This is a genomic window from Streptomyces deserti (genome assembly GCF_054782695.1).
Genome location: NZ_BAAGRZ010000028.1, coordinates 50,034 through 76,039, shown reverse-complemented (window position 1 = coordinate 76,039; position 26,006 = coordinate 50,034). Strand labels below are relative to the sequence as shown.

The 26,006-nt window shown below is 72.0% G+C and carries 23 protein-coding genes and 4 pseudogenes; 12 read left to right on the top strand and 15 right to left on the bottom strand.

Translation table 11 applies throughout. From position 1 onward, the window contains the following. Window positions 1-70: 70 nt before the first annotated feature. Window positions 71-710 (bottom strand): annotated as a pseudogene (locus ACYVMZ_RS31920) (peptide deformylase). 132 nt (window positions 711-842) lie between these two features. Between ACYVMZ_RS31920 and ACYVMZ_RS31915 the strand changes: the two are divergent. Next, window positions 843-2,246 carry a PepSY-associated TM helix domain-containing protein gene (locus tag ACYVMZ_RS31915; RefSeq protein WP_461085869.1) on the top strand — a complete coding sequence of 468 codons (1,404 nt, stop codon included), beginning with the start codon at window positions 843-845 and terminating at the stop codon, window positions 2,244-2,246. Window positions 2,247-2,326: 80 nt separating this feature from the next. Here the strand turns inward: ACYVMZ_RS31915 and ACYVMZ_RS31910 are convergent, their stop codons facing one another. The 3 genes from ACYVMZ_RS31910 to ACYVMZ_RS31900 form a co-directional block, all read right to left on the bottom strand. Then, entirely contained in the window at window positions 2,327-2,617 is a 291-nt protein-coding gene (locus ACYVMZ_RS31910) for a tetratricopeptide repeat protein (protein ID WP_461085936.1), read from the bottom strand. Between the two features lie 170 nt (window positions 2,618-2,787). Then, a complete protein-coding gene (locus tag ACYVMZ_RS31905; RefSeq protein WP_461085867.1) occupies window positions 2,788-3,231 on the bottom strand; it encodes a MarR family transcriptional regulator in 444 nt (147 codons plus the stop codon). Then, the gene (locus ACYVMZ_RS31900) at window positions 3,228-3,719 is read right to left on the bottom strand and encodes a MarR family winged helix-turn-helix transcriptional regulator (protein ID WP_461085865.1); all 492 of its coding nucleotides are present in this window, start codon (window positions 3,717-3,719) and stop codon (window positions 3,228-3,230) included. Before ACYVMZ_RS31900 ends, ACYVMZ_RS31905 begins: the two co-directional genes overlap by 4 nt. 117 nt (window positions 3,720-3,836) lie before the next feature. On the opposite strand from ACYVMZ_RS31900, the gene ACYVMZ_RS31895 reads away from it, so the two are divergent. The 4 genes and pseudogenes from ACYVMZ_RS31895 (at window position 3,837) to ACYVMZ_RS31880 (ending at window position 7,743) form a co-directional block, all read left to right on the top strand. Continuing rightward, window positions 3,837-4,802 (top strand): pirin family protein, encoded by a 966-nt coding sequence (locus tag ACYVMZ_RS31895; RefSeq protein ID WP_461085863.1) that lies wholly within the window; start codon window positions 3,837-3,839, stop codon window positions 4,800-4,802. A 263-nt stretch (window positions 4,803-5,065) separates the two neighbouring features. Beyond that, a pseudogene (locus ACYVMZ_RS31890) lies at window positions 5,066-5,209 on the top strand (M56 family peptidase); the annotation flags it as partial. 177 nt (window positions 5,210-5,386) lie between these two features. Then, complete coding sequence (locus ACYVMZ_RS31885) at window positions 5,387-6,724, top strand: hemolysin family protein (protein ID WP_461085861.1); 1,338 nt, start codon at window positions 5,387-5,389, stop codon at window positions 6,722-6,724. Continuing rightward, complete coding sequence (locus ACYVMZ_RS31880; protein WP_461085859.1) at window positions 6,721-7,743, top strand: hemolysin family protein; 1,023 nt, start codon at window positions 6,721-6,723, stop codon at window positions 7,741-7,743. Before ACYVMZ_RS31885 ends, ACYVMZ_RS31880 begins: the two co-directional genes overlap by 4 nt. A gap of 175 nt (window positions 7,744-7,918) precedes the next feature. Here the strand turns inward: ACYVMZ_RS31880 and ACYVMZ_RS31875 are convergent, their stop codons facing one another. Genes ACYVMZ_RS31875 through ACYVMZ_RS31860 form a run of 4 tightly spaced genes read right to left on the bottom strand, consistent with a single transcriptional unit; the run spans window position 7,919 to window position 12,230 of the window. Then, entirely contained in the window at window positions 7,919-8,785 is an 867-nt protein-coding gene (locus tag ACYVMZ_RS31875) for a sugar phosphate isomerase/epimerase family protein (protein ID WP_461085857.1), read from the bottom strand. Next, complete coding sequence (locus ACYVMZ_RS31870; RefSeq protein WP_461085855.1) at window positions 8,782-9,801, bottom strand: Gfo/Idh/MocA family protein; 1,020 nt, start codon at window positions 9,799-9,801, stop codon at window positions 8,782-8,784. Before ACYVMZ_RS31870 ends, ACYVMZ_RS31875 begins: the two co-directional genes overlap by 4 nt. A gap of 45 nt (window positions 9,802-9,846) precedes the next feature. Continuing rightward, window positions 9,847-11,271, bottom strand: a complete 1,425-nt coding sequence (locus tag ACYVMZ_RS31865) for a sugar porter family MFS transporter (protein ID WP_461085853.1) — start codon at window positions 11,269-11,271, stop codon at window positions 9,847-9,849. Window positions 11,272-11,279: 8 nt separating this feature from the next. Continuing rightward, a complete protein-coding gene (locus ACYVMZ_RS31860; protein WP_461085851.1) occupies window positions 11,280-12,230 on the bottom strand; it encodes a TIM barrel protein in 951 nt (316 codons plus the stop codon). 206 nt (window positions 12,231-12,436) lie between these two features. Between ACYVMZ_RS31860 and ACYVMZ_RS31855 the strand changes: the two genes are divergently transcribed. Continuing rightward, entirely contained in the window at window positions 12,437-13,438 is a 1,002-nt protein-coding gene (locus tag ACYVMZ_RS31855) for a LacI family DNA-binding transcriptional regulator (RefSeq protein ID WP_461085934.1), read from the top strand. 51 nt (window positions 13,439-13,489) lie between these two features. Here the strand turns inward: ACYVMZ_RS31855 and ACYVMZ_RS31850 are convergent, their stop codons facing one another. Continuing rightward, window positions 13,490-14,494, bottom strand: a complete 1,005-nt coding sequence (locus ACYVMZ_RS31850; protein WP_461085849.1) for a substrate-binding domain-containing protein — start codon at window positions 14,492-14,494, stop codon at window positions 13,490-13,492. A 419-nt stretch (window positions 14,495-14,913) separates the two neighbouring features. Here ACYVMZ_RS31850 and ACYVMZ_RS31845 point away from each other — a divergent pair, with 419 nt between their 5' ends. The 5 genes from ACYVMZ_RS31845 to ACYVMZ_RS31825 all read left to right on the top strand — a co-directional run bounded on the left by ACYVMZ_RS31845 (window position 14,914) and on the right by ACYVMZ_RS31825 (window position 19,152). Then, window positions 14,914-15,618, top strand: coding sequence for a hypothetical protein (locus ACYVMZ_RS31845; RefSeq protein WP_461085847.1), 705 nt, complete (start codon window positions 14,914-14,916; stop codon window positions 15,616-15,618). A 334-nt stretch (window positions 15,619-15,952) separates the two neighbouring features. Next, on the top strand, window positions 15,953-16,579 hold the full coding sequence (locus ACYVMZ_RS31840; RefSeq protein ID WP_461085845.1) for a sigma-70 family RNA polymerase sigma factor: 627 nt from the start codon (window positions 15,953-15,955) through the stop codon (window positions 16,577-16,579). 388 nt (window positions 16,580-16,967) lie between these two features. Beyond that, on the top strand, window positions 16,968-17,663 hold the full coding sequence (locus ACYVMZ_RS31835; RefSeq protein WP_461085843.1) for a helix-turn-helix transcriptional regulator: 696 nt from the start codon (window positions 16,968-16,970) through the stop codon (window positions 17,661-17,663). After that, a complete protein-coding gene (locus ACYVMZ_RS31830; protein ID WP_461085841.1) occupies window positions 17,660-18,652 on the top strand; it encodes a threo-3-hydroxy-L-aspartate ammonia-lyase in 993 nt (330 codons plus the stop codon). The genes ACYVMZ_RS31835 and ACYVMZ_RS31830 overlap by 4 nt, the downstream gene beginning before the upstream one ends. A 140-nt stretch (window positions 18,653-18,792) precedes the next feature. Continuing rightward, window positions 18,793-19,152, top strand: a complete 360-nt coding sequence (locus ACYVMZ_RS31825; protein WP_461085839.1) for a cupin domain-containing protein — start codon at window positions 18,793-18,795, stop codon at window positions 19,150-19,152. Window positions 19,153-19,179: 27 nt separating this feature from the next. On the opposite strand, the pseudogene ACYVMZ_RS31820 reads toward ACYVMZ_RS31825, so the two are convergent. Further along, window positions 19,180-20,284, bottom strand: a pseudogene (locus ACYVMZ_RS31820) (VWA domain-containing protein); the annotation flags it as partial. Continuing rightward, a pseudogene (locus ACYVMZ_RS31815) lies at window positions 20,283-20,810 on the bottom strand (ABC transporter ATP-binding protein); the annotation flags it as partial. The pseudogenes ACYVMZ_RS31820 and ACYVMZ_RS31815, both read right to left, overlap by 2 nt. Window positions 20,811-20,951: 141 nt before the next feature. Here ACYVMZ_RS31815 and ACYVMZ_RS31810 point away from each other — a divergent pair. Then, window positions 20,952-21,596, top strand: coding sequence for a hypothetical protein (locus ACYVMZ_RS31810; RefSeq protein WP_461085837.1), 645 nt, complete (start codon window positions 20,952-20,954; stop codon window positions 21,594-21,596). Between the two features lie 46 nt (window positions 21,597-21,642). On the opposite strand, the gene ACYVMZ_RS31805 is transcribed toward ACYVMZ_RS31810, so the two are convergent. The 4 genes from ACYVMZ_RS31805 to ACYVMZ_RS31790 form a co-directional block, all read right to left on the bottom strand. Continuing rightward, window positions 21,643-22,302 carry a LutC/YkgG family protein gene (locus tag ACYVMZ_RS31805; RefSeq protein WP_461085835.1) on the bottom strand — a complete coding sequence of 220 codons (660 nt, stop codon included), beginning with the start codon at window positions 22,300-22,302 and terminating at the stop codon, window positions 21,643-21,645. Further along, window positions 22,299-23,777: a LutB/LldF family L-lactate oxidation iron-sulfur protein gene (locus ACYVMZ_RS31800; RefSeq protein WP_461085833.1), complete on the bottom strand. Its 1,479-nt coding sequence runs from the start codon at window positions 23,775-23,777 to the stop codon at window positions 22,299-22,301. Before ACYVMZ_RS31800 ends, ACYVMZ_RS31805 begins: the two co-directional genes overlap by 4 nt. Continuing rightward, on the bottom strand, window positions 23,774-24,529 hold the full coding sequence (locus ACYVMZ_RS31795; RefSeq protein WP_461085831.1) for a (Fe-S)-binding protein: 756 nt from the start codon (window positions 24,527-24,529) through the stop codon (window positions 23,774-23,776). The genes ACYVMZ_RS31800 and ACYVMZ_RS31795 overlap by 4 nt, the downstream gene beginning before the upstream one ends. 70 nt (window positions 24,530-24,599) lie before the next feature. Next, window positions 24,600-25,988, bottom strand: coding sequence for a rhamnulokinase (locus ACYVMZ_RS31790; RefSeq protein WP_461085932.1), 1,389 nt, complete (start codon window positions 25,986-25,988; stop codon window positions 24,600-24,602). Between the last annotated feature and the right edge of the window lie 18 nt (window positions 25,989-26,006).

The window sequence follows — 26,006 nt, the reverse complement described above, 5'->3', positions numbered from 1 at the left end:
AGGAAATTCGGGGCGTAGACATGCGGCCACGATAAGGGAGGCGCCGCGCTCGCCGCCTCCGTTTTTTCGGCTACGGCAGCTCGAAGCCCAGTGCCCGAGCGGCCTCCTCCGGCGTGGGCTGCGACCAGCGCTCCGCCATCGCCTGGTTGGACGACAGCGAGCGCAGTTCGGCCCGGTCCAGGTACAGCGTGCCGTCGAGGTGGTCCGTCTCGTGCTGCACGATCCGCGCGGGCCAGCCGGTGAACACCTCGTCCACGGCGCGCCCTTGCTCGTCCTGCCCGGTCAGCCGTACCTGCGCGTGCCGCGCGACCACCGCCTGCCAGCCCGGCACGCTCAGGCAGCCCTCGAAGAACGCCACCGGCTCCGCGCCGACGGGCTCGTACGACGGATTGACCAGCACCCGGTAGGGCTGCGGCACCCGGCCACGCGCCAGCCGCACCTCCTCCGGCACCGGCGCCGGATCCTCGATCACCGCGATCCGCAGCGGAACACCCACCTGCGGTGCGGCGAGGCCGACCCCCGGCGCGGCGCGCATGGTGATGCGCCTCGACGAACCGGGCCAGCAGGGCGGGCCCCAGTTGACCGTCGTAGGGCTCGGTGCCGCGCCGCAGGACCGGGGCGCCGGCCGCGACGATGGGCAACGGGCCGCCGGTGGCGAGGAGTTCCTCGACCCGCTCGGCGAGGGGCGCGCGATCACTCGGAGTTCCCATCGCGTCAGCATGCCACGGCACCCCACACCCCTTTGTGACGCAGGACACATGCACTCCCCGGGAACTCGGCACGCCTCCGGCCCGACTACTGCATCACCACCGGCCACGAGACGTCCCCGGAGAAACCCGCCGATGACCACCACTCCCTCGACCACCACGGACGAGGCCCCGCAACCCGCCACCTCAGCAGCCCCGAAGGGAACTTGGACCCCGCTGCGCCCCCTGATCCTGCGCCTGCACTTCTACGCCGGCGTCCTGGTGGCCCCGTTCCTGCTCGTCGCCGCCGTCACCGGCCTGCTGTACGCCGCCTCGTTCCAGGCCGAGAAGATCGTGTACGACCACGAGATGACGGTCCCGGTCGGTGACGAGAAGCTGCCGATCTCCGCGCAGGTCGCCGCCGCCCGCAAGGCCCACCCTCAGGGCACGGTCGCGGCCGTACGCCCCTCGCCCGAGGACGACGCGACCACCAGAGTGCTGCTGTCCGGCGTCCCGGGCGTCGACGAGGACCGCACGCTCGCCGTGTTCGTCGACCCGTACACCGCGAAGGTGCGCGGCTCCCTCGAGCAGTACGGCGCGACCGGCGCGCTGCCGCTGCGCACCTGGATCGACGAACTCCACCGCGACCTGCACCTCGGCGAAAACGGCCGCCTCTACAGCGAGTTGGCGGCCAGCTGGCTGTGGGTGATAGCCGGTGGCGGTCTGGTGCTGTGGTTCTCCCGGCGCCGCGCCCTGCGCAAGGTGCGCGGCACCGGCGGACGCCGCCGCACCCTCGGTCTGCACGGCAGCGTCGGCGTCTGGGCCGCGGCCGGGTTCTTCTTCCTCTCGGCGACCGGCCTGACCTGGTCTGCGTACGCGGGAGCCACCATCGACGAGCTGCGCACCTCGCTCGGCCAGGCCACCCCGTCCGTGTCGGCTTCGGCGGGCGGCGACCACACGGGCCACGGCGCCGCGGCCGGCTCCGGCGGGAACGGCGAGCACGGCGTCGGCCTCGACAAGGTCCTGGCCGCCGCGCGCGCCGAGGGCCTCGGCGACCCGGTGGAGATCGTCCCGCCCGCCGACGCGGAGTCCGCGTACGTCGTGAAGCAGGTGCAGCGCAGCTGGCCCACCAAGCAGGACTCGGCCGCCGTCGACCCGGCCACCGGGCAGGTCACCGACGTGCTGCGGTTCGCCGACTACCCGGTGCTCGCCAAGCTCACCCGCTGGGGCATCGACCTGCACACCGGCGTCCTGTTCGGCCTAATCAACCAGATCGCCCTGATGCTGCTCGCGCTCACCCTGGTCCTGCTGATCGTGTGGGGCTACCGCATGTGGTGGCAGCGCGGCCGGGACTCCGCCTTCGGCCGTCCGATCCCGCGCGGCGCCTGGCAGCAGGTGCCGCCGCAGATCCTCGTCCCCCTGCTGGCCGCGGTCGCGGTCCTCGGCTACTTCATGCCGCTGCTGGGGATCCCGCTGGCCGCGTTCCTCGCCGTCGACGTCGTGCTCGGCGAGATCGCCTACCGGCGGGGGCGGCGGACATACGAGGGAACCGCGACGTAGCGTTTCCGGCCCGAACGGCACCGGTGCCCGGCTCCGTCACGGAATCGGGCACCGGTGTACGCATGAGGGCTACATCAGGGCTAGATCTTCTCGAAGTCGCCCGCCAGGGCCGAGGCGATGCGCAGATGCGACTCCGCCTCCTCGTGCCGTCCCTGGCGCTGGAGCGTGCGGCCGAGCATCAGCCGGGCGTAGTGCTCCACCGGGTCGCGCTCGACGATGACGCGCAACTCGGCCTCGGCGCGGCGCAGTTGGGCCGAGTGGTAGTAGGCACGCGCCAGCAGCAGCCGCGGTCCGGTCTGCTCCGGCACCTCCTCGACCAGGCCGACGAGGACGCGCGCCGCAGCGGCGTAGTCCTTGGCGTCGAAGAACATCCGCGCGCGCTCCCAGCGCTCCGCCGGCGTTCCGTGGGCGTAGTACGCCGTGTCGTAGGTCGTGTTCACCTGTGGCCTCCTTCGAGGCCGACAACCGAACCTGTTGGTTCAATATTCCATTACTCGGTCGAGGCGGCTGCTCGGTCGACGCGGCTGCTCGGTCAGGGCGGCTACTTGGCCAGGGCGGCCAGCTCGGCATCGGCGCGCTCGGTGATCAGGCTCAGCACCCGGCCGGTGACGGCGAGATCCTCCGGCGGAATGCCGGCGTAGATGCGGGCGGAGATGGGGGCCGTCTCTGCGGAGGTCCTGTCGTACAGCTCTCGCCCGGCCTCCGTGATCCGCACGCGCGACGCCTCGTCCGGGGCCAGCAGCTCCGCGGCGATCAGCTCGTCGATCACGCCCTGCACCTCCTCCGCCTCGATCTTCAACGCGCCGACGACACCGCCGACGAGCTGGTCCCGTTCGACCGGCCCGTCGGCGACGGCGGCGAGCCGGAGGGTGACGGACTGCTGGAAGGTGACGCCGTGCCGGGCCAGCACGTGCTCGAGAATCGCGCGCCCGGCGTAGTGGGCCAGGGCGATCACCCGTGGGCCGACCGGCGGTGTGGTGGTCATGACTGCTCCGTCTCGTTCTCGCCGAAAGGATCAAAAGGATCAAGAGGTGCGTCGAGCAGGGTCGCCAGGTCGCGCGTGAATTCCCGTGCCCGCGCGCCGTCGAGGCCGCCGAGCGGCTCCAGCAACTGCTCCAGGAGGCCGTGGACGACCGTGATCGCCCGTCGGGTGACCTCGCGGCCCTGCTCGGTGAGCGCCAGCTGCACCGCGCGCGGGTCGCGGGGGTCCCGGGTGCGCTCCAGGAGGCCGGCGGCCTCCAGCGCGCGGGCGAGCTTCGACACGTAGAGCGGCTCCAGCCCGGTGTGGTCGGCGAGGCGGCGCTGACTGGGGCGTTCGCCGGAGCGCTGCATGCCGTACAGCGATGCCACCAGCGCGTACTGCGCGTGGGTCAGCCCCAGCGGAGCCACCGCCCGGTCGACGGCCACCCGCCACTTCATCGACAGACGCCACACCAGGAAACCGGGCGTCGCTCCTTCGGAAACCCTGCTCATGGCAGATACAGTACATGGCTACTGTATCCATGGCTACTATTTTCTGACCGCCGGGCGAAGAGGTGGCCCCGAGTGACGTCCTGACGCGTGGGCTACCCGAGGACTAGGTTGTGCGCCATGAGCAACCTTGAGCGCGAGGCGGTTCCCGCCCTCTGCGGCGGCCGCGGCTTCGTGGTCGCGGAGCCCGTGCGTGAACTCCTCAGCCCGCGCCGCGTCCAGCTCGGCGAGTCCACCGAGGTCCGCCGGCTGCTGCCCAACCTGGGCCGCCGCATGGTGGGCGCCTGGTGCTTCGTCGACCACTACGGCCCCGACGACATCGCCGACGAGCCCGGTATGCAGGTGCCGCCGCATCCGCACATGGGCCTGCAGACGGTGAGCTGGCTGCACGAGGGAGAGGTGCTGCACCGCGACTCGACCGGCAGCCTGCAGCTGATCCGGCCGCGCGAACTGGGCCTGATGACCTCCGGCCGGGCCATCAGCCACTCGGAGGAGAGCCCTCGCTCGCACGCCCGCTTCCTGCACGGCGCGCAACTGTGGGTCGCCCTCCCGGGCCCCCACCGCCACACCGACCCGCGCTTCGAGCACCACGCCGACCTGCCGGTCGTCACGGCACCGGGCCTCAAGGCCACCCTCATCCTCGGCGCCCTCGACGGCGCGACGTCGCCAGGGACGACCTACACCCCGATCGTCGGAGCCGACGTCGCCCTCGCCCGCGGCGCGGACGTCCGGCTCCCACTGGAGCCGGATTTCGAGTACGCCGTGCTGTCCATGTCCGGCGAGGCCTACGTGGACGGCGTGCCGGTGCTGCCGGGCTCGATGCTCTACCTCGGCTGCGGACGCGGTGAACTCCCGCTGCGGGCCGAGTCGGACGCCGGTCTGATGCTCCTGGGCGGCGAGCCGTTCGAGGAGGAGCTCATCATGTTCTGGAACTGGATCGGACGGACCCAGGAAGAGATCGCGCAGGCCCGTGAGGACTGGATGACGGGTACGCGGTTCGGGGAGGTGAAGGGGTACGACGGGGATCCGCTGCCGGCCCCCGAGCTGCCAGCGACGCGTCTGAAACCACGGGGGAGGACCCGCTGACCTGGGTAAGTGGCTGATCGCTGGGGCGGGCGGTGCCACGGTCTTGCCGCTTGTGAGCAGCTGTGGCAGGACTCTTGCTCACCCAATGCCAACTCTGCTGACACCTCATCAGGTGGCCTTGGGTCGCTGTGGTCGCAGCCTCGTGGTGCGTCTCCGCACCATCGAGAGACTCCTGGGACGCGACTTGGAATCCGGCCTGCAACGCACCGGACTGCACCACCGTTTCCCGCTCACCGTTCAACCGGCCGCGCGCGCCAACCCGTTCCGTCGTGTCCTGTGGCACGCCGGTGCCCACGCTCGCCGGGCTCGCGGCGCCGGATCCGGTGCCGCGCCGGGTGGCGGCCCTGCTCGGGCCCGCTCCGGCGGTGCGCCGCCGGCCGTCGGGGTTCGCGTCGGTGGGTTTGGCCAGGCTCGACCAGTACCCTTTTGCTTGCCCTTTACCATGGGGGAGCGTGCTGACGCCCTCCGATACGACGACCGAGAAGGAGCGAGACTCCCGCAATGGGTGAGCCTCCCAGTACCAGCCGAGCCGTCCCCCGTCCGCAGCCCGTGCTGCCCGAGCGTGAGGGAACGGGGGTGGCGCGGTGACCGAGGTCCTGCTGCTCCTGCTGGCCCTCCTCCTCACCTTGGCCTGCGCCCTGTTCGTGGCGGCCGAGTTCTCCCTGACCACCGTCGAGCGCGGTGACCTGGAGCGCGCCGCCGAGGCGGGCGAGCGCGGTGCCGAGGGCGCGCTGAAGGCCGTACGCCGCCTGACCTTCCAGCTGTCCGGTGCCCAGCTCGGCATCACCGTCACCTCGCTGGTGATCGGCATGCTCGCCGAACCCTCCCTGGCGGTGCTGTTGCGCGGCCCGCTTCGGGCCGTCGGGCTGGGCGGTGCCGCCTCGCCGGCGGCAACCGTGCTGGGCGTGGCCGTGTCCACCGTTGTCCTGATGGTGGTGGGCGAACTGGTGCCCAAGAACTGGGCGATCTCCCGGCCCCTGGCCGTCGCCAAGGTGGTCGCCGGTCCGCAGCGTGGCTTCACCGCCGCGTTCGGCCCGTTCATCCACCACCTGAACACCACCGCGAACCGTTTCGTACGCCGCTTCGGCCTCGAGCCCGCCGAGGAGCTGGCCTCCGCACGCACCGCCGAGGAACTGGTCGCCCTGGCCCGGCATTCGGCCGCCGAGGGCGCCCTGGAGGCGGACTCCGCGGAGTTGTTCGTACGGACCCTGCACCTGGGCGAGCTCACCGCCGAGAACGTGATGACGCCGCGTGTCGACGTCAAGGCGCTGGAGGCGCACGCGACGGCCGCGGACGCCGCCAACCTCAGCCACGCCACCGGACTGTCGCGCTTCCCGGTCTACCGGGACAGCCTGGACGAGGTCGTCGGCACCGTCCACATCCGCGACGTGCTCGCCCTGGAGCCGGACAAGCGGGCGGTCACGCCGGTCACCGAGCTGTCCACCGCGCCGCTGCTCGTGCCCGACAGCCTCACCGCCGACCGGCTGCTGGAGCGGCTGCGCGCCAGTCGCACCATGGCCGTGGTCATCGACGAGTACGGCGGCACGGCGGGTGTGGCCACGGTGGAGGACATCGTCGAGGAGGTCGTCGGTGAGGTCCGCGACGAGCACGATCCCGTGGAGGTGCCCGACCTGCAGCCCGTTCCCGCGGCCGTGGACGGCCGCAGGGCCTGGGAGGCGGACGGCTCGGTCCGCATCGACCAGCTCAGCGCCATAGGACTCCTCGCCCCCGAGGGCCCGTACGAGACCGTCGCCGGGCTGGTCGCCACCCGCCTGGCTCGCATCCCCGCCAAGGGGGACGTCCTGGAACTGGACGACGGCTGGCGGCTGGACGTCCTCGACGTCGACCACCACCGTGCCGACCGCGTGCTCATCACCGAACCGGCCCGGATCCCGGTCCAGGCGGCGGAGGAGTCCCGATGACCGTCCTGCAACTCGCCATCGGCGCCCTGACGCTGCTGACCAACGCCTTCTTCGTGGGCGGAGAGTTCGCCCTGATCTCCGTACGCCGCAGCCAGATCGAACCGCGGGCGACGGCCGGGAACAAGCGCGCCCGGATGACCCTGTGGGGCCTGGAGCACCTCTCCGCGATGATGGCGACCGCCCAGCTCGGCATCACCGTGTCCTCGCTGGTCCTCGGCGCCGTCGCCGAACCGGCCATCGCCCACCTGCTGGAGCCCGCCTTCGAGGCGATGCACATCCCGCACGGCCTGGTGCATCCGATCGCGTTCGTCATCGCGCTCTCGCTGGCGACGTATCTGCACATGCTGATCGGCGAGATGGTCCCGAAGAACATCGCGCTCGCCGCACCGGTCCCCACCGCGCTGCTGCTCGGCCCGCCGCTGGTGGCCCTCACCCGGGCGCTGCGGCCGGTCGTGTTCGGCATCAACGCCTTCGCCAACGTCCTGCTGAAGCTGCTGCGCGTCGAACCGAAGGACGAGGTCGAATCCGCCTTCACCGACGACCAGCTCGCCCGCATGGTCGTGGACTCCAGCGAGGCGGGCCTGCTGTCGCCCGCCGACGGGGAGCGGCTGCGCGACGCACTGGAGCTGGGCACGCGGCCGGTGGGCGAGATCCTCGTCCCCGTGCAGCGGATGCGTACCGTCGGGCACACGGTCACCCCGGCGCAGCTGGAACGGATCGCCGCCGAAGCGGGCTACTCCCGCTTCCCGGTCACCGGCCCGGGCGGCACCCTGCTGGGCTACCTGCACATCAAGGACACCCTCGGCGTCACCGACCGCGACCGGCCCTTCCCGCGCAGTGCCCTGCACCGGGTCACCCGGGTCCGCATCGACACCCCGCTGGACGACACCCTCACCGCCCTGCGCGCCGACGGCGGCCACCTGGCCGCGGTGACCGGCGAGAAGGGCGCGGTCCTCGGCTTCGTGACCATGGAGGACGTCCTGTCCGAGCTGGTCGGCCCGGCCCCGGCCGGCGCCTGATGCGCCTGCGGCAGATCGGGAACGGCCTCCTGCTCGTCCTCCGGAACGCCGACGGACTGACACGGGGTCCCACGGCCCGGACGACCCGCAGTCCGGGCCGCGTGCCCTTCCTGCCGGTCGTCACCCGCGACGTGGCGGCGGCCTGGCGTGGGCCCCTGGCCCCGGGACTCCCGTCCTACCCGGCGAGCTCCTTGCGGATGCGGTCCAGCATGAACGCGGAGGACTCACGGGCCCGCTCCTCCCAGGCGAAGACGCAGGCCGTGGCGACGCCGTCGAAGTCCAGCTCGCGCAGGGTGCCGAAGAAGGCGTCCCAGTCGACCTCGCCCTGGCCGATGTCCAGGTGCTGGTGGATGCGGGCCGGGGTGCCGGGCGGGTTGAGGATATAGCGCAGGCCCGAGGAGCCCTTGTGGTTGAAGGAGTCGGCGATGTGCACGTGCTGGAGCTTGTCGCCGGCGTAGCGCATCATCGCGGCGATGTCGGCCGTGGGGTCGCTGCCGGAGAGATGGAAGGTGTGCGGGGCGCAGTAGAGGTAGTTCACCCAGGGCTTGTTGATCGCGCGGACCAGGTCGACGGCGGGGGTGTTCTCCTCGCAGAAGTCGTCCGGGTGGGCCTCCAGGTTCAGGGCGATGCCCTCCCGCTCGAAGAGGGGCAGCAGCTCCTCCATCGACCGCCAGAACGCCGCCTCGCTCTCGGCGGCGCGCTCGGGGCGGCCGTTGAACTCCGAGTTCATCAGCGGGCATTCGAGGTCGACGGTGATGTCGATCATCCGCTTCCAGTAGCGGACGGCGGCCTGCCGCTCGGTCTCGTCGGGGGAGGACCACTTGTACAGCGGCAGCACGGAGGACAACCGCACACCGTGCGTGCGCAGCGACTTCTTGAACGCGGCGACGCGCTCGTCGTCCGCCCGTGGATGCAGGAAGAACGGCATGAAGTCGTCGCGCGGCGACAACTCGATGTACTCGTAGCCGAGTTCGGCGACCGTGCGCACCATCGCGTCGAGCGGCAGCGCGCGGAACATGTACGGGTCGAGGGAGATCTTCATGCGGTGCCTCCGTAGAACGCCGGGCGGGGCTTCATGTCGACGGTGACGACGGTGCCGTCGGACTCCAGGGAGCGGACGGCGGCGTCGGTGATGACGGTGGCGGCGTAGCCGTCCCAGGCGGTCGGCCCGGTGGGCTCGGCGCCCGAGGCCAGGGCGTCGATCCACTCGCGGAACTCGGTGTCGAAGGCGTCCACGAACCGGCCCTTCCAGTCCTGGAGTACGGCCGTGCCGTGCCGCCCGGCGGTCCGCACCCCGACGGTGGCCGGGTCGGGCAGCCGCACCAGGCCCTCCTCGCCGACGACCTCGCACTGGATGTCGTAGCCGTACTGGCAGTTGACGAACACCTCGAGGTCGATGCGGACACCGCCCGCCGTCTCGAAGAGCATGATCTGCGGGTCCTTCAGATGCGCGAACCGCTTGCTCGTGGCGCGCGGGGTGAGCACCTGCGCGGAGACGATCTCGTCGTCGAGCAGCCAGCGCAGGGTATCGATCTCGTGCACGGCCGTGTCCTGCGCGGCCATCGCCGAGTGGTACGACTCGGGAACGGTCGGGTTGCGGTGGGCGCAGTGCACGATCAGCGGGCTGCCGAGGGATCCGGCGGCGAGGACGTCCTTCATCTGCCGGTACCCGGCGTCGAAGCGGCGCATGAAGCCGACCTGGACCAGGCGGCGGCCGTGGGCGCGCTCGGCGTCGACGATGCGCAGACAGTCCTCGGCAGTGGTCGCCAGGGGCTTCTCGCAGAAGACGGGTTTGCCGGCGGCGATCGCGTTCAGGACGTGCTCGGCGTGGGTGGGGCCCCACGAGGTGACGAGGACGGCGTCCACAGAAGGGGAGGCGATGAGGTCGGCGCCGGACGGGAACGCCGTCGCGCCGAACCGGGCGGCGACGTCCGCCGCGCGGGTGGCGTCGAGGTCGGTCACGGCGGTGACGACGGACCCGGTGACGAGCTCGGTCAGGCGCCGTATGTGGTCCTGGCCGATCATTCCGGCGCCGATGACGCCTACACGTACGGTCATGTCCGTTTCCTTACGAAGGATGACGAAGGGAACAACGAAGGGGGATCAGGAGTAACGGGCGCGGAGTTCGGCCTCGAGGGTTTCGAGCGTGCGGCCCTTGGTCTCGGGGACGTAGCGCTTCACGAAGGCGAGCGAGACCAGGCCCACCGCGACGAACACGAAGAACGTGTGGGAGATCCCGATCCCGGAGACCAGGGACGGGAAGACCAGACCGATCACGAAGTTGGTCAGCCACAGCACCACGACCGCGACGCCCATGCCGAAGCCACGCATCCGCATCGGGAAGATCTCCGACAGCATCAGCCAGGTCACCGGCGAGATCGCGCCCTGCTGGAAGGCGAGGAAGGTGACGGTCATGGCGAGCACGGCGAACGCGCGCCCGTCACCGGAGGGCAGCACCAGGGAGAAGACGCCGATCAGCAACAACGCGGCGGTCGTGCCCATCTGACCGGCCATCAGCATCGGGCGGCGGTCGACCCGGCTCAGCAGCCAGATGCCGACGAAGGTGGCCAGCACCGAGATCACACCATTGGCGATGTTCGCCGTCAGCGCGCTGTCCGAGGCGAAACCGGCGTCGGTGAGGATCTGGGTGCCGTAGTACATGATCGTGTTGACACCGGTGATCTGCTGCACGATCGCGATACCGAACCCGACGAACATCAGCCGCCGCACCCACGGCACGGTCTTCATGTCCTGCCAGCCGCCGAGCCTGGCCTGCTCGTCCTCGACGGCGAGTGCGGACACCTCGCTCAGCTCGGCCTCGGCCCGCTGCCGGGACCGCACCTGCCGCAGCACCTCCAACGCGTCGCCGAAGCGGCTCCGGGAGGCCAGCCAGCGCGGGCTCTCCGGCATCACCAGCATGCCGAACCACAGCACGACCGCCGGAATCGTGGCGATCACCAGCATCCAGCGCCACACCCCACCGGACTCGCCGCCCACCCGCGCGATGACCGCGTTGGAGGTGAAGGCCAGCAACTGTCCGCTGACGATCATGAGTTCGTTACGGGTGACCAGTGCGCCGCGCCGCTCGGCGGGGGAGATCTCCGCGAGGTAGACCGGCACGGTCACCGACGCGCCGCCCACCGCGATGCCCAGCACGAACCGGGCCACGACCATGACCGCCGTCGTCGGGGCGAGCGTGCAGCCGAGCGCGCCGATGAAGAACAGCACGGCCAGCGTGAGGATCGTGCGCCGCCTCCCGCGCGCGTCCGACAGCCGGCCGCCGGTCACCGCACCAAGCGCGGCACCCAGCAGCAGCGAACTGGTGACCATGCCCTCGGTGACCGGGGTCAGCCCCAGGTCGTCGGTCATGTAGGGCAGGGCGCCGTTGATGACACCGGTGTCGTAGCCGAAGAGGAGTCCGCCGAAGGTGGCGATGACGGTGATGACCCGCAGCCGCCGCCGGACCGCGGGCGGCGCGTCGTCGACGAGGGTGGCGTGCTCGGGTTTCGTGTCGTCCCTGACGTCCATGGGGCCTCCTAGCGGGTGAGCTTCGGGCGCCGGGTTCCCGTCAGGCCGCACCCAGCCAGGTGTTCACGGGTGCGCACCGCGATGGGCAGCGGTACGTCGGGTGCGCACGGGTACAGGTCCTGCTCGACGATCACGAACAACTCGGCGTCCAGCCGGGCCAGTTCGGCCACCACATCGTTCGGGTCCGGCACACCCGCGGGCGGTGTCACGCACACGCCGCGCCTGACGGCCTCGCCGAAGGAGAGGTTCTCGGCGGCGACCTGGGCGAGGACCGTCGGATCCATCTGCTTGATGTGCACGTAGCCGACCCGCTCGCCGAACCGGCGGATCAGGTCCAGGTTGTCGCCGCCGCCGTACGCCACATGCCCGGTGTCCAGGCACAGGTTGGTGTACCGGCCGTCGGACTCGTTCAGCAGCCGCTCGATCTCCGGCTGGGTCTGGATATGGCTGTCGGCGTGCGGGTGGACGACGAGGCGTACGCCGTACTCGTCGAGGAGGAGGCGGCCGAGCCGGTCGGCCCGCGCGCCGAAACCCGCCCACTGCTCGGCGGTCAGCTCGGGGGACTCGGTGAACGCGCCGGTCTTCTCGTCCCGGTACATCGGCGGGATGAGGACCAGGTGGTGGGCGCCCGCGGCGGCGGTGAGCGCGGCGACCCGGCGGACGTGCGCGAGCATGTCGTCCCAGGCCTCCGGGCGGTGCAGAGCGCCGAAGGCGGTACCGCCGGAGACCTTCAGGCCGCGGGCGTCGAGCTCCTCCTTCAGGCGCCGCGGATCGGTGGGGAGATAGCCGTAGGGGCCCAGTTCCAGCCACCGGTAGCCGGCCTGCGCGAGCTCGTCGAGGAAGCGGGTGTACGGGACCTGGTGCTCGTCCTCGGGGAACCACACACCCCAGGAGTCGGGGGCGGAGCCGAGACACAGATTGCCCGCGACGGTGGGGACCGGGGAGGGCGCCGTTGCCATAGCGAGTCCTTTGGGAAGAAGGGGCTGGAGGATCTGCCTGGCGCGCTCTACTAGAGCGCTCTAGACGAGTACGATGAGCCCTGTCCAAATGTCATGTCAATAGCTTGTTGCCGGAAGATTCCGGGACGGCTTCGAGCGGCCCGTAAGGTGGGCGGCGGCGAAGGGTGGGGTCACAGGTGGACGGATCGAGCAGGCGGCGGCCCACGATGGCGGACGTCGCCGAGAAGGCGGGCGTCTCCAGGGCGCTCGTCTCGATCGTCTTCCGCGACCAGCCGGGCGCCAGTCAGGAGACCCGCGAGCGGGTGCTGCGCGTCGCCGACGAGATCGGCTACCGCCCCGACAACGCGGCCCGGCTGCTGGCCCGCGGTCGCAGCCGCACCCTCGGTGTGATGTTCACCGTCCACCAGACGTTCCACACCAACCTCATCGAGGGCATCTACCCGGAGGCCGAGCGGTTCGGCTACGACGTGCTGCTCTCGGCGGCCGCCCAGGGCCGCAGCGAGGCCAAGGCGGTCGAGGCGCTGCTCGGTCACCGCTGCGAGGCGGTGATCCTGCTCGGTTCCGACGCGGAGGCTGCGTATCTCGACGAACTCGCCCGCCGCACCGTCGCCGTCTCGGTCAGTCGCCGGGTGCCCCACGCCCGCGTGGACTTCGTGCACTCCGCCGAGGCCAAGGGGGTCCGCCAGGCCATGGACCACCTGGTGGAACTGGGCCACCGCCGGATCGTGCACATCGACGGCGGCCGGGGCCCCGGCTCGGCCGAGCGGCGGCGCGCGTACCGGGCCGCGATGCGCCGCCACGCGCTGGAGTCCGAGATGCGGGTGATCCCCGGCGACCACACCGAACAGTCCGGCATCGAGACCGGCCACCTGCTCCTGGCGGAGCGGGACCGCGGCCTGCCGCTGCCGACCGCGGTCCTCGCCGGCAACGACCGGTGCGCACTGGGGCTGTTGATGGTGCTGACCCGGGCCGGTGTCGACGTCCCGCGTGAGATGTCCGTCGTCGGCTACGACGACAGCCACCTCTCCCATCTGATGCCGATCGGCCTGACCACGGTCCGCCAGGACGCCGCGCTCATGGCGGAGCACGCGGTGCGGTTCGCCGTGGAACGGCTGGAGAACCGGGCGCTGGAGTTGAGAGAGGCGGTGCTCGACCCGAAGCTGGTGGTCCGGGGCACCAGCGGGCCGGCCCCGAAGGAGCCGGCCTGAGCTGCGGTCGGTGACAAGGGAGAAGGGGTCCGTCCACCGGACCCCGCGCTGCTACCGCGTCCCGTTCTCCGCGAACTTGGCGATGGTGTCGACGTTGTCCTTGGTGACGAAGGCCGGTCCGGTGAGCACCGGGGCGGTGCCGCCGCCGCTGAAGTTGCCGTTGGTCCTGTACAGCCACAGGGAGTCGACGGCGAGGTAGCCCTGCAGGTAGGGCTGCTGGTCGACCGCGAACTCGACCTGGCCGGCCTGGACGGCCTTCACCAGCTCCTTGTTGAGGTCGAAGGTCGCCACCTTCGCCTTGCTGCCCGCGTCCTTCACCGACTGCACGGCGGTCAGCGCGAACGGGGCGCCGAGCGTGACCACCTGGTCGATGGAGGAGTCCTTCTGGAGTTTGGCGGTGAGCGTGGACTTCACGGAGGGCATGTCGGTGCCGTTGACGTAGAGGTTCTCCGTCGTGCCCTTGAAGCCCTTCTTCAGACCGGCGCAGCGGGCCTCCAGCGCGACCTGGCCCTGCTCCTGGATGACGCACACGGCGCGCTTGGCGCCCATCTGGTTGAGCCGCTCGCCGAAGGCCTGGCCGGCGATGTTCTCGTCCTGGCCGAAGTACTCGAGCATGCCGAGGTCCTTCCAGTCGTCCAGGCCCGAGTTGAAGCCGACGACGGGGATGCCGGCCGCCTTGGCCTTGGCGACCACCGCCTTCATCGCGTCCGGCTTGGCGGCGGTGAGCGCGATGCCGTCCACCTTCTGGTCGATGGCGTTCTGCACCAGGTTGGCCTGGTTCCCGGCGACGGGGTCGCTGGAGTAGACGAGCTTGATGTTGTCCTTGGCGGCGGCGGCCTGGGCGCCCTTGCGGATCAGGTCCCAGAAGGTGTCGCCGGGGGCGGCGTGGGTGACCATGGCGACGGTCATCCGGGGCGTGCTCGCCTTGCCCACGGTGGCGTTCGCACCGCCTTCCTCGGACTTCTTGCCGCCTGAGCCGCTGGAGCAGGCGGTGGCGAGCAGGGCCGCGGCGAGGGCGGTGGCGGTCAGGGCGGCGGCTCGGTGGTGTCTGTGCATGTCCCTTGCACCTCTGTGCTGGTCGGGGCGGGAATCGGGTGGAGCGGGGGAGCTGGGGGCGGCGGTCGGCGCTGGGCATGCCGACGGGCCGTGTCGGCCGGGCGGGGCGGAGAGCGGATGGCGGCGCCCCGGGCGGCGGGAGCATGTGCGGGAGGGGGAGCGGTCGGGGTGCGGACCACTCGTCTCTGGGCGACTAGAGCGCTTTATTAGCGCGCTCTAGTGGCAGGTACTATGCGGCGGCCCGGAGGGGATGTCAACAGGTTTGTCAGGACGTTCCAACAAACGATGTCGGTGTACCCCCGGCTCCGCTTCTCCCTCGGCCCGTGGCCTGGATCACACCGTCCGGGTTGAGTGCCGAACCCGGTCGATTTCCGTACTCGTGCGTAACGAGCCGCGGCTGGATGCGAGGATGGGGCGCCATGACTGCAGGGTGGTGTGCTCGCACGGTACGGGCCGCGATGTTCGCGGCCGTCTGTGTCGTGCTCGCCGCCCTGGGGCACGTCATGATGTCCGGCGACCACGTGCCTCTCGGTACGCTGGCGGCCGGCTGGGCCGTGACCGGTGTCGCCGGCTGGTGCCTCGCGGGCCGCGAGCGCGGACTCGCGCTGATCGTGACCGTCGCCGTCGCCGCCCAGACGCTCCTGCACACGGCCTTCTCCCTCGCGCCGCCGGCGGCCGTCACCGGGACGGCGGGTGGCCCGGACGCCATGGACATGAGCGCCATGCGGCACGACATGGGCAACATGTCCATGCCCATGCCCATGTCGACGTCCGTGCCTGTGCCGACGTCCCCGGGCGGGGAGCACGGCATGGGCGGGCACCTGGGGCACGCGGCGGATTCCGCCGCCGGTGACTCCTCCCTCGGTATGCTCGCCGCCCACCTGCTGGCCGCCCTGCTCTGCGGCCTCTGGCTGGGGTACGGGGAGCAGGCCGCCTTCCGTCTGCTGCGCGCGGTGGGCAGCCGGCTGGCCGCGCCGCTGCGGCTGGTGCTCGCTCTGCCCACACCGCCCCACCGTCCACGCGTGCGCGTGCGGCGGGCCCGGTCGGACCGGGCGCCGCGTCTGCTGCTTCTCGTCCACGCGATCACCTCTCGGGGACCGCCCGCGGGATCCGCTGCCGTCTGACGGCAGTCGGCGCACCCGGGCCGCCCCAGTCGCGCCCCGGGTCTCGGCCGTACATCCGAGCCGCCCGTACGCACGCGCGTCGGGGCAGGCGCCGTACGGCCGCATCCCGCTCATCGGACCGTGCGGCGACGCACACGCACAGCCGCACGTGCACGCACATCCACGTGCCATCCACGTGCACATGCACGTGCACCTGCGATGCGCGACATGAGATGCGCGCACATGCGACGAGAGGTGCACGCACCTGCATTGGCGCGCACGCACACGCACATGCACACGCTCACGTGCGCGTGCCCGCCGCCCGCGGTCCCGGACATTCCGAGAAGGACACCAGGTGATCACTCCTGCCCTGCCGGCCACGCGCGCGCGAACACAGCGGCCTCCGGCGTCGGCCGACGAGTCGGCGACCGCGTGGGCGCTGGCCGCCCGCGGCGGCGACTCCGACGCCGTCGACCGCTTCGTCCGCGCCCTGCACCGCGACGTCATCCGTTATGTCGCCCACCTGTCGGCCGATCCGCAGGCCGTCGACGACTTGGCGCAGGACACGTTCCTGCGGGCGCTGGGCAGCCTGCACCGGTTCGAGGGCCGCTCCTCGGCGCGGGCCTGGCTGCTGGCCATCGCCCGGCGCGCGGTGGCCGACAGCCACCGGTACACCGCCGTACGGCCCCGACTGGCCGACGTGCCGGACTGGCAGCTGGCGGTCGAGCTCGCCCAGCCGCGCGGTCTGCCCGGCTTCGACGACGGCATCGCGCTGCTGGACCTGCTGGCCTCCCTGCCGGACGAGCGGCGTGAGGCGTTCGTCCTCACCCAGCTGCTGGGCCTGTCGTACGCGGAGGTGGCCGCGCTGAGCGACTGCCCGGTCGGCACGGTCCGCTCCCGCGTGGCCCGCGCCCGGGCGACGCTCACCGCCCTGCTGGCCGAGGCGGAGGAACCCGCTCCGGCCGCGCTGGCGGTGGCCTGAGGAAGGGGGGGCCGGCGTGCGTCCGGCGTGCGCCGGCCCCCCTCGCCCTGCCCGAGAGTCTCGGGAGCGGCTGGGCCCCTACCTCGCCGAACTCTCCGAGGGCGCCCCGAATCGACGCTGCGGCGCCGGTGGAGCGCATCCCCGTCTTCGTACGCGACGGAGCGCGCGTCGCCACCGCCTTCACCGGGTGCTCGACGCGTGCGGTCTCGGGCGGGCCCTTGCGTCGTCCGTGGGGAGCGCGAGGCAGGCCCAGGGCGGAAGTACGGAATCATCCGGTCGGCCGAGCAGGGGCGGGCGCGTACCGCCGGCTCCCCACCGCCGGATGTCTGGACTGTGAGTCCAGACAATGGACGTGTAGTCTGAAGTCCGGTCGGGGGGAGGAGTGCCCATGGCGGACGAACGAGCCCTGGATGCCGAGCGGGACGCGATCCTCGCCGCGCTGACGCCGGTCGTCGACGGCATCGCGGCGACGTTCGGGCCGGTGTGCGAGGTCGTGCTGCACGACTACCGGTGCCCGGAGAAGTCGGTGGTCGCCGTGGCCGGCTCGGTGACCGGGCGGACGGTGGGCGGGGCGATGAGCGAGATCGGCATGCGGATGCTCGCCCGCGGCGACGAGGCGGGCGACGAGCTCAACTACCTCACCCGGACCGGGAACGGGACGCTGGTGAAGTCCTCCACGATGGTGCTGCGGGACTCCACGGGCGCCGTGTTCGGTGCTCTGTGCGTCAACGTGGACGCCACCGCGGTCGGCCGGGTCCACAGCCTGCTCGGCGCGCTCGCCGGGCTCAGCGGCGAACCGGCCGAACTGCCCACCACCACCTTCGGCAACGACATCGACTCGGTGGTCGACGCCCTCGTCGACGCCCACCAGGAGCGCCAGCGGGGGAGCTGGGCGGAACTCGACCGCGCCGAACGCCTGGAGCTGTTCCGCGGCCTGGACGCCCGCGGTGTCTTCGCCGTGCGTCGGGCCGTCGAGCAGGTCGCGGCCCGGCTCGGCATCTCCCGCGCGTCCGCCTACCACTACCTCGCCCAGGCCAGGGCGGCGACCGACACCCCTTCCCATCCCGATGGAGGACCCGCGTGACGACCACCACCCCTCCGGTCACCCTCGACGACGTCCGAGCTGCCGCCGCGCAGCTCAAGGGGGTCGCGCACCGCACCCCGGTCCTGCGCTCGCGGACCCTCGACGCGCTGGTCGGCGCCGAGGTCTTCCTCAAGTGCGAGAACTTCCAGCGGGTGGGCGCCTTCAAGTTCCGCGGCGCCTACAACGCTGCCTCCCGCCTCACTCCCGAACAGCTGGCCCGGGGCATCGCCGCCTACTCGTCCGGCAACCACGCCCAGGCCGTCGCCCTCGCCGCCCGCGAACTCGGCACCACCGCCGTGATCGTCATGCCGGAGGACACCCCGCCGTCCAAGCGGGACGCCACCGTCGGTTACGGCGCCGAGATCGTCACCTACGACCGCTACACCGGCGACCGGGCCGCCATCGCCGAGGCCCTGGCCGCCGAGCGCGGCCTCACCCTCATCCCGCCCTACGAGCATCCGCACGTCATCGCCGGACAGGGCACCGCGGCGCTCGAACTCCTCGAGGAGACAGGGGAGCTGGGAGCGCTGATCACCCCGGTCGGTGGCGGCGGACTGATCGCCGGGAGCGCCACGGCCGCCAAGGGCCTGCACCCGGACATCCGGGTGATCGGCGTCGAACCGGAGGCCGGCGACGACACCAAGCGGTCGCTTCAGGCGGGACGGCGCGTCACCGTCCCCGTGCCGCGCACCATCGCCGACGGCCAGGCCATCGACACGCCCGGCGAGCTGACCTTCTCCGTCAACCGGCGGCTCGTCGACGACATCGCCCTGGTCGGCGACGACGAGATCCGCGACGCCATGCGGTTCGCCTTCGAACGCCTGAAGATCGTGATCGAGCCGAGCGGCGCCACCCCGCTGGCCGCACTGCTCACCGGCCGCGCCGGCCGCCTGCCCCGCCGCGTCGGCGTGATCATCTCCGGCGGTAACATCGACACCGAGCGCTTCGCCCGGCTCTGCGGCCCGGGACACCGAAGCTCCCGAGACTGAGGACGGACACCCCGAATGGCGGTCCCGGTTGGACGGGCGGACGATGGAGTGGTGGGGCGGGGCTGCCGCCATGCCACTCGGGGCAGACGGAGACCGGCCCCGGGTCGCGTGGAGCGCGGCCGGAAGGGAGGAGGAGCGTCATGTTGGAGGTCAAGACGCTCGACAAGCCCGACGAGCGGCGCGATTTCCCCCGCGGGCACCTCGAAGCCGTCCACATGTCGGGACTCGACTTCGCCGTGGCCACGTTCGAGCCGGGCTGGCGCTGGTCGGAGTCCGTGGCGCCGATCGCCGGGACCGACAGCTGCCAGGTCCACCACAACGGCTACATCGCCCAGGGGCGCCTGCGTATCCGCATGGACGACGGCGCCGAGGGCGAGGTGGGCCCCGGCGACGTCTTCGTGTGCCCTCCGGGCCACGACGCCTGGGTCGTGGGTGACGAACCCGTCATCGCCTACGACTTCGCCGGACAGATGGCCAAGGAGTACGCGAAGTCAGACTAGGTCAAGGCCAGGTCATGGCCCCGGCCCTCACACCGGCAGCAGGCGCCCGATCAGGGCGCTGAGCTGCCGGGCCGTGCGGCACTCGTGCATCTCCACCAGCTCGGCGTAGGCCGGTGCCGCGGAGGCGCCCGTGCCCCAGCGGGAGCGCTGCTCGGGGTTCAGCCAGTAGACACGGCGGGCCCGTTCCGCCAGCCGACGCACGGCCGGCAGGTTCGGGTCCATGCCGTTCGTACGGGCGTCACCGAGGACGAACACCGTCGTGCGCGGGCCCACGGCATCGCCGTACCGCTCCGTGAACTCGCCCAGCGCGACGCCGTAGTCGCTGCTGCCGTGCCAGCCGGTCAGCGTCGCCTCCGACGGATGCGGGCGCCGAGCCCCTCCGGGTCCGCGGCGCCGTGCACGAGCAGCCGGGTCACCTCGTCGATCCGGTTGACGAAGGCGAACACCCGCACCTTGCTGAACTGGTCGTGCAGCGCCTGCACCAGCAGCATCGTGAAGTCCGAGAAGCCGGACACCGAGCCCGACACATCGCACAGCAGCACCAGCTCCGGGCGGGCCGGGCGGCGCCGGCGCAGCACCGGCCGCATCGGCACCCCGCCCGTCGACAGGGAGCCGCGCAGGGTGCGCCGCAGGTCGATGGCGCCGCGCGCGGCCCGGCGGCGCCGGGCGGCCAGCCGTGTGGCCAGCTTGCGGGCGAGCGGCTGCACCGTGCGGCGCAGCTCGGCCAGTTGGTCCCGCCCGGCGAACAGGAAGTCGACCCGGTCCGGGCTCGGGGCCACCGCCCGCCGGGCGATCTCGTCCCGGCCCCGCCGCTCGGCGACCCGCCGCCGCGCCTCCGCCCCCACCATCCGCCGGAAGACCTCGATACGCCGCCGGATCTCGTCCTCGAGCAGCCGGTCGGCGAAGCCCGCGGCGCCGTCCCGCGCCCGGATGTCGTCGCGGACGCGGGCGAGCAGCGTCTGCGGACGCAGCCGGTCCAGTGTCTGGTGCGACGACCAGCCGTCCGACGCCGGTGAACTCCCGTACACCCCCCGAAGCCGTCGACCGCCTCCACGGCCAACTGTCCCATCAGCGCCTGGTCGTTCGCGGCGAGGGCGACCGCCAGCCGGTCGCGCAGATCGTCCCTGCCCGCGGGGTTCGGTGACCAGCGCGCGGGCGATCGCCACCCGCTGCCGCTGACCGCCGGAGAGCTGGTCGGGCCGGTGCCCGAGCCGGTCGCCCAGACCGACCGCCGTCAGCACCTCCCGGACCCGCTCGCGGTCGACGCGCCGCCCGGCGAGATTCAGCGGCAGCACCGTGTTCTGCGCGACGGTCAGCGTCTCCAGCAGGTTGTACTGCTGGAAGACGAACCCGATCCGCCCGCGCCGGAACTTCGTCAGCTCCGCCTCCCCGCCGCCCGTCAGCTCGGTCCCGTCGACCCTCACGATCCCGCTGTCGGGCCGGTCGAGCCCGGCCGCGCACTGCAGCAGCGTGGACTTGCCGGAGCCCGACGGCCCCATCACCGCGGTGAAGGTACCGCGCCCCAGGCCGAGCGTCACGCCGTCCAGCGCGGTCACGGCGCTGTCGGCGGTGCCGTAGGTCTTGCTGACCTTGACCAGCCGCAGCGCCTCGGCGGCGGGTCCCGTGTCATGCGTACGTCGTGAACCCGCGCGAAACATCTCCCTCACCTTCCGTCCGGCACGCCCTGTGCCCCGCCGACGACGCTACGGAGACGGCGACTTGACCACACGGGGCGCAGAACCCTTATCGCGGGGTGTACTCAGCACCACCCGGCAGCCGCGTGCGCCATCATCGTGACCATGACCGACGGAATAGCCTGGCTCGCCGCACCCCGGTCCATTGCCTTCGGCGGCTACAGCGTGGTGATGGCACGCGATCTCGCCGGAGAGGAGGTCGCCCGGCGCGTCGCCGGGACCGCGCTCGGCCCGAGACGCAGCGCCCGGTTCATCGGGCACCTGACCGGGACACAGCTGAACGACGTGCTGGAGGGCGTCTGCGGGGACGTCCGCGACGGGCTCGCCCTGCGGCACGGGGAGATCGACGAGTGGGGATTCGCCGTCAAGTACGGCGGCTGGTTCACGGAGTTCGGCGACCAGACCCCGGTCTCCCGCGGCGGCGCGCACGTCTTCCACCTCGAGTACCAGGAGGAGAACTTCAAGCCGGTGCCGCCGAATTTCGCGTACTTTCACGACGAACGGCTCATGTGCGCGCTCAACCTGCACCTGGACCGCTCGTGGGCCTACGGCAGCGCCGAGGGAGACGCCGAAGTGGCGCGCCGCGTCGAGGACATGCTGGCGGCTGCCGGTCTGCTCGACGAGACCATGGCGCGACGCGCCGTCCACCGGGCGTCACTGGAGGTCCTCGAACAGTGCTTCGGGCTGACTCTGCCCCGACGGCAGATCGTCGAGGAGACACTCCCCGCCGTCTTCCTGCGGCGCGACTGACACGCCTCACGGTGCCCCCGCTCCGCGGCCGGAGCCGGACGGCGTATCAGGTCCTGACCGCCTTCTCGCTCACCAGCACCACCTCCAGAGTGCGCGGACCGTGCACCCCCTCGACCCGGTCCAGCTCGATGTCGCTGGTCGCCGACGGCCCCGAGATCCACGTCAACGGGCGGGCCGGGTCGAGGCGTTCGAGGGCCTGCGGGACGGAGGAGACGACCTGGTCCGGGACCCGTACCACACAGATGTGGTGGTCGGGGACGAGAGTGATGCGGCGGCGGCCCTGGTCGGGAGAGCCGTCCAGGACGATGGTGCCGGTCTCGGCGATCGCCACCGCGCACGCCGTGACGACGCTGTCGACCCGGTCCAGCTCGTGCGGGGTGCTCTCCGCCCGGTCCGGGACCCGCTCGGCGCCGGCCGCCGCGAGCCAGCCCGGGTCCAGACCCGGCGGCACCAGCACCGTCTTCGCGCCCCGGGCGGCGAGCAGTCCGGCGATCAGCGACGGCAGCTCACCGGCCGCACAACGGTGCACGAGCGCCCGGTAGTCCGCCAGGTTCTCGGCCAGCAGCTCCACGCTCCGCTCGGGACTCCGGTCACCGTGCGCACGCAGGTAGTCACGTGAAACCGCCTGCTCGTACGGCGTGTCGTCCCGCGGTACGTCCGCGAGGGCGCGCCGCACCCGGCCCAGGATCCGTTCCCTGCTGCTCACTTGCCGCCCTCCTCGCCACCGCGCGTGCGCTGCCACCAGTCACGGAACGGCTCCGCCGGCACCGGCGGCAGCTCCCGGCTGCCGCTCCACGCCCGGCCGGGACCCGGCAGCGTGCGTGGATGGAAGCGCCGGGTGCCAGACGCCAGCCGCTGCCCGCCGCGCAGGGCGCCCGGGTGGGTGAACGCCCAACGGGCCGCGCGCATCGCCGCCCGCTCGGCGGCATGCCCCTTCGCGGGCCGCAGCACCACCTTGTTGCCCTCCCGCATGACCGGCCCGCCCTCCACGACCCGTTCCCGCAGATGCACCAGCACCTCCGGGATGTCGATGGCGACCGGGCACACCTCGTAGCAGGCCCCGCACAGCGTCGAGGCGTACGGCAAAGAGGCGTCGATCTCGCTTGCCGTGCCCCGCAGTTGGGGGCTGAGGATCGCGCCGATCGGGCCCGGGTAGACCGAGCCGTAGGCGTGGCCGCCGGCCCGCTCGTAGACCGGGCAGACATTCAGGCACGCCGAGCAGCGGATGCAGCGCAGTGCCTGGCGGCCGACCTCGTCGGCGAGGGTGTCGGTGCGGCCGTTGTCGAGCAGCACCAGATGAAACGTGCTCGGTCCGTCCTCGTCCGTCGTGCCGGTCCACATCGACGTGTACGGATTCATGCGCTCGGCCGTGGAGGAGCGGGGGAGGGTCTGCAGGAACACCTCCAGGTCCCGCCAGGTCGGCACGATCTTCTCGATGCCGACGACCGAGATCAGCGTCTCGGGCAGGGTCAGGCACATGCGTCCGTTGCCCTCGGACTCCACGACGACCAGCGTGCCGGTCTCGGCGACCATGAAGTTGGCGCCGGAGATGCCGACCTTGGCGCGCAGGAACTTCTCCCGCAGGTGCAGGCGGGCGGCCTCGGCCAGTTCGGCGGGCGTGTCGGTCAGGCCGTCCGGGGCGGGGCGGCCCCACTCGCTCATCTCGCGGGCGAAGATGTCCCGGATCTCACCGCGGTTGCGGTGGATCGCCGGGACGAGGATGTGCGAGGGCCGGTCCTTGCCCAACTGCACGATGAGCTCGGCGAGATCGGTCTCGTAGGCGCGGATGCCCGCCGCTTCCAGCGCCTCGTTGAGGCCGATCTCCTGTGTGGCCATCGACTTGACCTTGACGACCTCCGACTCGCCCGTCCGCTGGACGAGTTCGGTGACGACGCGGTTGGCCTCGTCGGCGTCGGCGGCCCAGTGGACGGTGCCGCCCGCCGCTGTCACCGCCTCCTCCACCTGCACGAGATACCGGTCGAGGTGACGGAGTGTGTGGTCCTTGATCCGCTTGCCCGCCTCCCGCAGGGCCGCCCAGTCGGACACTTCCGCGACGGCCTTGGCCCGCTTGGCGCGGATGGTGTGGGTGGCGTGCCGCAGGTTGCCGCGCAGGGTCGTGTCGTGCACGGCCTCGTGCGCGGCCTTCGGAAACGCCGGCATCCCGACGAACGTCCCGCTCATACCGCCGGTTCCTCCTCCGTGCTCGCCAGGATCTCCGCGATGTGGACCGGCCGCATGCCGGTCCGCAGCCGGGCCATCGTGCCGCCGATGTGCATCAGACAGGAGTTGTCGGCCGCGCACAGCACCTCGGCACCCGTCGACTCCGCGTTGCGCACCTTGTCGGCGCCCATCGCCGCCGAGACGTCGGAGTTCTTCAGCGCGAAGGTGCCGCCGAAGCCGCAGCACTCGTCGGCGCCCGGCAACTCGACCAGCTCCAGCCCTCTGACCGCCTGGAGCAGCCGCCGCGGCCGGTCGCCAAGACCCAGGCCGCGCAGCCCGTGACAGGTCGGGTGGTACGTCACCTTGTGCGGGTAGTACGCCCCGACGTCCGTCACCCCCAGCACGTCCACCAGGAACTCCGTCAGCTCGTACGTCTTCGGCACCACCGGTGCCAGCGTGGCCGCGAGGCCGTCCCCGCGGCCCTCGGCCCGGGCCCGCTCACCCATCCGCGGATACAGCTCCCGCACCATCGCCCCGCACGACCCGGACGGCGTGACGATCGCCTCGTACTCCCCGAAGACATCGGAGAAGTGCCGGGCCAGCGGCTCCGCCTCATGCCGGTAGCCGGTGTTGTAGTGCGCCTGCCCGCAGCAGGTCTGGGCCATCGGGAAGTCGACCTCGACACCCAGCCTGGTCAGCAGTTTCACCACGGCGCGCCCGGTGTCCGGATAGAGCGTGTCGTTGACACAGGTCAGGAACAGGGCGACACGCATCGCGGCTCCTTGTGGTTGATCATCGGATGAGTGCAGCGTAGTCCGGGGCCCAGGCCGGGGGGAGACCCCGTCACGCCCCGGTGAGCCGAGCCTGCGCGGCCCGCCACCGCTCCGCACTGCCGCGCGGCTCGTACCGCGTGAGCGGCTGCGTACGGGTGAGCAGGTCCCGCATCCCCGCCAGGTCGCCGACCAGCCCGTCGGCCCGGGCCTGTACGAGCACGTTCCCGAGGGCCGCCGCCTCCGTCGGGCCCGCCACCACCGGCAGTCCGCAGGCGTCGGCGGTCAGCTGGCACAGCAGGGCGTTGCGGGTGCCGCCGCCGACGACGTGCACGACGTCGACGGGGTGGTCCGCGAGCCGCTGCGCGTCCTCGACGGCCCTGCGGTGGGCGAGGGCCAGGGAGTCGAGGATGCAGCGCGTGATCTCGGCGGGCGTCGACGGCACCGGCTGCCCCGAGGCCCGGCATGCCTCGGCGATCCGCTCCGGCATCCGGCCCGGCGCGAGGAACGCCGCGTCACCCGCGTCCACGACCGACCTCAGCGCCGGCACCTTGGCCGCCTCCAGCAGCAGCCCGCCCAGGTCCGGCTCGCCCCAGGCCCGTACGCACTCCTGGAGCAGCCACAGCCCCATGATGTTGCGCAGATAGCGGACCGTGCCGTCCAGGCCCAGCTCGTTGCTGAAGTTGGCGGCCCGGCTGTCCTCGGTCAGCACCGGCGCGTCCAGCTCCAGGCCGGCCAGGGACCAGGTGCCGGTGCAGATGTACGCGAACCGCTCGCCCGTCGCCGGGACGGCGGCCACCGCCGAGGCGGTGTCGTGCGAGCCGACCGTCGTCACCGGCACCGGCCCGGCCAGCCCCGTCTCCTCCAGCACCTCCGGCCGGAGCACGCCCGCGGGATCACCGGGCTGCCGCAGCGGCGCGAAGAGGCCGAGGTCGACACCCAGCCGCTCCGCGACGTCGTACGACCAGTTCCGCGTCCGCGGATCGATCAGCTGGGTGGTCGAGGCGTTGGTCAGCTCGGTGCCCTGCTCGCCCGTCAGCCAGTACGCCATCAGGTCGGGGATCAGCAACAGGCGCTTCCCATGGGCGAGTTGGGCGGTGGATCGGGCGGCGGTCAGCTGGTACAGCGTGTTGAAGGGCGCGTACTGCAGGCCGGTCGCCGCGTACAGCTCCTCGGCGGGCACGGTCGCCCACACCTTCTCCGCCACGCCCTCGGTACGGCCGTCGCGGTAGTGCACCGGATTGCCGAGCAACGCCCCGTCCGCGTCCAGCAGGCCGTAGTCGACGGCCCAGCTGTCGATGCCGACCGAATCGACCTGCCCGGCGGCCTTCAGGCCGTCCAGCACCCCCGCGTACAACGCGAGGATGTCCCATCGCAGCCCCTCGGGCACGCGCACGGGCCGGTTGGGGAAGCGGTGGACCTCCGTCAGCTCCAGGCTGTCGGAGTCCACGCGGCCGACCATGACGCGCCCGCTGGACGC